Genomic DNA, 3,350 nt, shown 5'->3' on the forward strand with positions numbered 1-3,350 from the left:
CCCCGCAGGGCGCGAGGCGGGCAGCAAATGTTCGCGGCTCAGTCGGATAACGGCAAGCATCACCGAGGTGGCGGGATTTGACGTGCAAGCAGAGAGAAAAGCGTGCGGCCGCCACTCCGGTGCATGCAATGGTTATCCGCGATTGCGAAGGGAACGTAAATAGGAACGGCGAGTTGAGTGCAGTGTATGTGACGATGCGTGTCCAAGCCAGCTTTTCAGACGTGGGCGACCGAACAGTTGCAGCCATAGCGTGTAGGCAAGTGCAAATAAGAGAATGGATGCTAGCAGATAGACGTCCGAGCTAAGCCCGAGGAATGGGGCAGCGATCGATCCGGCGATCAGTGCAGCAGCGGTGACGAATGAAAGCAGTCGAGACTGCCAGGAGCCACCGATTACGAGTCGATTCGAGCATCTTTTGCAGCGAAACGTTGGCCAAACCAAGGCCACGTGATTGACCTTTGCGTAACAAACGGGGCATTGGCGTATAAAGGAAGTTGCCGCATCTTGACCTGCAGAAGACGTGCCATTATTTGGTGCTGCGTAGGGATTCATGTTGGGGCTATGAACCCAGTACGGATAACGGTATGCATCACCGAGGTGGCGGGATTTGACGTGCAAGCAGAGAGGAAAGCGTGCGGCCGCCACTCCGGTGCATGCAATGGTTATCCGCAAGACACCATTACGATCCGGTCCGTCAGCGCGGACTTCGTCCCCGTGGGTGACAATCACCGTGTTGAAATCGTAACAAAGAGTGGTCGGTCAAGCAAGTTTCGGCAAACAGCAGTAAATCGAGCAACCAAGGACAGGCGTTGGTTGGTGCCACGCAGTGCATCCGGCACTTCAGCATTGATTGAGCATTGCAATTCGGGCGTCGGTTGATGCCCCGCAGGGCAGTCTGGGCTTGAGTATTGGTCGGGCGTTGGGGGCAGAGCAGTGTTGGCGGTCGTGTTTCAAGCGTTGAATGTGCCCCGCAGGGCGCGAGGCGGGCAGCAAGTGTCCGCGGCTCAGTCGGATAACGTCCGGGTTCACCGGGCCGGGAGGGAAAAGTTAACCATCAGAAAACGCGCGCAAGCCCGGCTCCGGTGCAACCCATGGTTATCCGCCGTGTGGTTTTACGTAGTGTTCGCAGGGGTCTATCCATCTTGGGACCATTGGTACGCAAGAAATGCGAGATGTCCTGCGATAGCAATGCGAACAATCCGAACAACACGTTCGAGTAGTGTGTCATCCATGAAAATGAAAGCGGCAATGGCAAGGGGAATTGTCAGTACGCAGATGATAGCAAGGACAAGCCCAGCCCATCGTTGCTCGAGCCATACTCCAAGCGATGGCAATCCAACCAATGCGGCCAGCGGGAAGTATGCAGGAAGAGCAAGAGCAAACCCCGCGATTGTTGCACCAACGCCATAAAGCATTCCCAGTGCCGTGTAGAACGTCAATTCGCCGCCGGGTGGTCGCATGAGAGGGACGATTCCATGTTTGAGTATGTGCAGTGTCGGACGAAGCGAATGCCAATCCGTTCAGTCGGATAACGGTAGACATCACCGGGTGGCGGCGAAAGACTTGCAAGCAAACGAAAAAGCTAACCACCGCCACTCCGGTGCATGTCATGGTTATCCGTCACTCCGATTTACGACGTGACGATCCCAGATTTCCGCATGGACTGTTCGCCAGTCAGGCGAGCCCGTATCAAAGAGTTCGGCCATTAGTTCAGGCTTGTTGTACCTAGGGTCGAAGTGGGTGATTGAGTCGACGATCATGTCATTTGTAAGGTAAAGACCGTCCAAGTAGTCGTCAAAACTCTTGGCTACGGTGACGAGTGAGTCTTGTCCACGCAGGCCGGTCCAGGCAGGCAACCCACTCACAAACGCGACAACACGATAGCCGTCGCGTAGATCCAGATATAGCTTGGATCCGCCCCCATCTCGTGCTATCGGAAGCACGCCCTGAGGCGGAAAGCCGTCCAATTTTCGATCTTCGTCCAACTCGAACGGAAGTGTTTCCCAAGAACCCGGCGAAACAAAGGAGTACAACGCACCAAACCCGAGCGGTTCGGAAGTGCCGTCATCAAATTCGATATCGAATTCGTACGCCGCATATCCACCGTTGCAAATGGAGATGAATTTAACGTAGTCGGGAGGCAACGAAACGCCCAAGGACTTCTCAATGCTGCGGACCAGCGCGGCGTCTGGAGCGGGTTTCGTGTCGTCGAAGATGCGATTTCGGTAGATCATTGCTCAGTCGGATAACGGTATGCATCACCGAGGTGGCGGGGTTGGGCGTGCAAGCAGAGAGGAAAGTGTGCGGCCGCCACTCCGGTGCATGCAATGGTTATCCGCAAAACGCCATTGCGATGTGATCCGTCAGCGCGGACTTCGTCCCCGTGGGTGACAATCACCAGTTTCTAATCGTAACAGAGATCGGGCGTTCAGACAAGTTTCGGTGGGCAGCGTTAAATCGAGAGCCCGAAGGCAGGCGTTGGTTGGTGCCACGCAGTGCATCCGGCACGTCGGCATTAATTGAGCATTGGAATTCAGGCGTCGGTTGATGCCCCGCAGGGCAGTCGGCACTTCGGTTTCGTCGAGCGTTGGGGGCAAAGCGGTTTTGGTCGAGCGTTGGCAATGCCCCGCAGGGCGCGAGGCGGGCAGCAAATGTCCGCGGCTCAGTCGGATAACGGTAGGGTTCACCGGGCACGGAGAGTAAAGTTGTTTAGCAGAGAAAAGCCCGCAAGCCGTGCTCCGGTGCAAACCATGGTTATCCGTCGTTCTTGCTGAACGACCAGGGTGTAAGTATATCGAGAAAAGCAAAGATGTGCAGCCATAAGTCAAGCACCCAGAATTGCCCATCCAATGGCACACGCACCCAGGATCAGGACTATTAGAACAGCACAGCCAGCAACAGCAAGAAAGTCTTTATCGCTCTGTTTTTTGGACGCGATGATCACAGGGTCAGATTCAGGGCCATCGTTAGGGAAAAGCCATTTTCCCGCGAGGTACCCGAGTCCACCACCCACACCGCCTCCAAGTGCACCTCCGATAATCAAGGATGCACCGCCAAAAATGCCGGAGATATTTGCGATAGTTGCACCGACCACGGCACCGGCAACGCTGAACATCTGTGGGCGATCGAGTCTTCGGTTAGGCTTGGGTTCAGGAGGCTCAGCTGAAGTTTCGATGTCACCTTCGTTAGCCATTTCGTTCAGCCACTGGAGTTGGAGAGTTTCAGTCGGATAACGTCTAGGATCACCGGGTGGGGACGGAAAAGGTAACCATCAGAAAGCAGCCGCAAGCCCCACTCCGGTGCATCCTTTGGTTATCCGCCGCATTGCGTTATATGGAATCGAGTGGAGA

5 protein-coding genes are annotated in these 3,350 nt (G+C 55.3%); all 5 read right to left on the reverse strand.

Features of this window, described 5'->3' with window-relative positions; all coding sequences use genetic code 11:
- Nucleotides 1–132: 132 nt before the first annotated feature.
- The 5 genes from RC85_RS27945 to RC85_RS25235 all read right to left on the reverse strand — a co-directional run bounded on the left by RC85_RS27945 (nt 133) and on the right by RC85_RS25235 (nt 3,193).
- A complete protein-coding gene (locus tag RC85_RS27945; protein WP_162273285.1) occupies nt 133–729 on the reverse strand; it encodes a hypothetical protein in 597 nt (198 codons plus the stop codon).
- A 404-nt stretch (nt 730–1,133) separates the two neighbouring features.
- Nucleotides 1,134–1,460, reverse strand: a complete 327-nt coding sequence (locus tag RC85_RS25225) for a hypothetical protein (RefSeq protein ID WP_068267632.1) — start codon at nt 1,458–1,460, stop codon at nt 1,134–1,136.
- A 153-nt stretch (nt 1,461–1,613) separates the two neighbouring features.
- Nucleotides 1,614–2,234 (reverse strand): SMI1/KNR4 family protein, encoded by a 621-nt coding sequence (locus RC85_RS25230; RefSeq protein ID WP_068267635.1) that lies wholly within the window; start codon nt 2,232–2,234, stop codon nt 1,614–1,616.
- On the reverse strand, nt 2,231–2,398 hold the full coding sequence (locus RC85_RS27950; protein WP_162273286.1) for a hypothetical protein: 168 nt from the start codon (nt 2,396–2,398) through the stop codon (nt 2,231–2,233). Before RC85_RS27950 ends, RC85_RS25230 begins: the two co-directional genes overlap by 4 nt.
- Before the next feature lie 426 nt (nt 2,399–2,824).
- A complete protein-coding gene (locus RC85_RS25235; RefSeq protein WP_068267637.1) occupies nt 2,825–3,193 on the reverse strand; it encodes a hypothetical protein in 369 nt (122 codons plus the stop codon).
- Between the last annotated feature and the right edge of the window lie 157 nt (nt 3,194–3,350).

The organism is Rubripirellula obstinata (assembly GCF_001642955.1).
Taxonomy (GTDB): Bacteria; Planctomycetota; Planctomycetia; order Pirellulales; family Pirellulaceae; genus Rubripirellula; species Rubripirellula obstinata.

What these genes read in the sequence shown, in the direction of transcription:
- RC85_RS25225 (WP_068267632.1), bottom strand. Translation starts at nt 1,460, where the DNA reads ATGCGACCACCCGGCGGCGAATTGACGTTCTACACGGCACTGGGAATG.
- RC85_RS25230 (WP_068267635.1), bottom strand. Translation starts at nt 2,234, where the DNA reads ATGATCTACCGAAATCGCATCTTCGACGACACGAAACCCGCTCCAGAC.
- RC85_RS25235 (WP_068267637.1), bottom strand. Translation starts at nt 3,193, where the DNA reads ATGGCTAACGAAGGTGACATCGAAACTTCAGCTGAGCCTCCTGAACCC.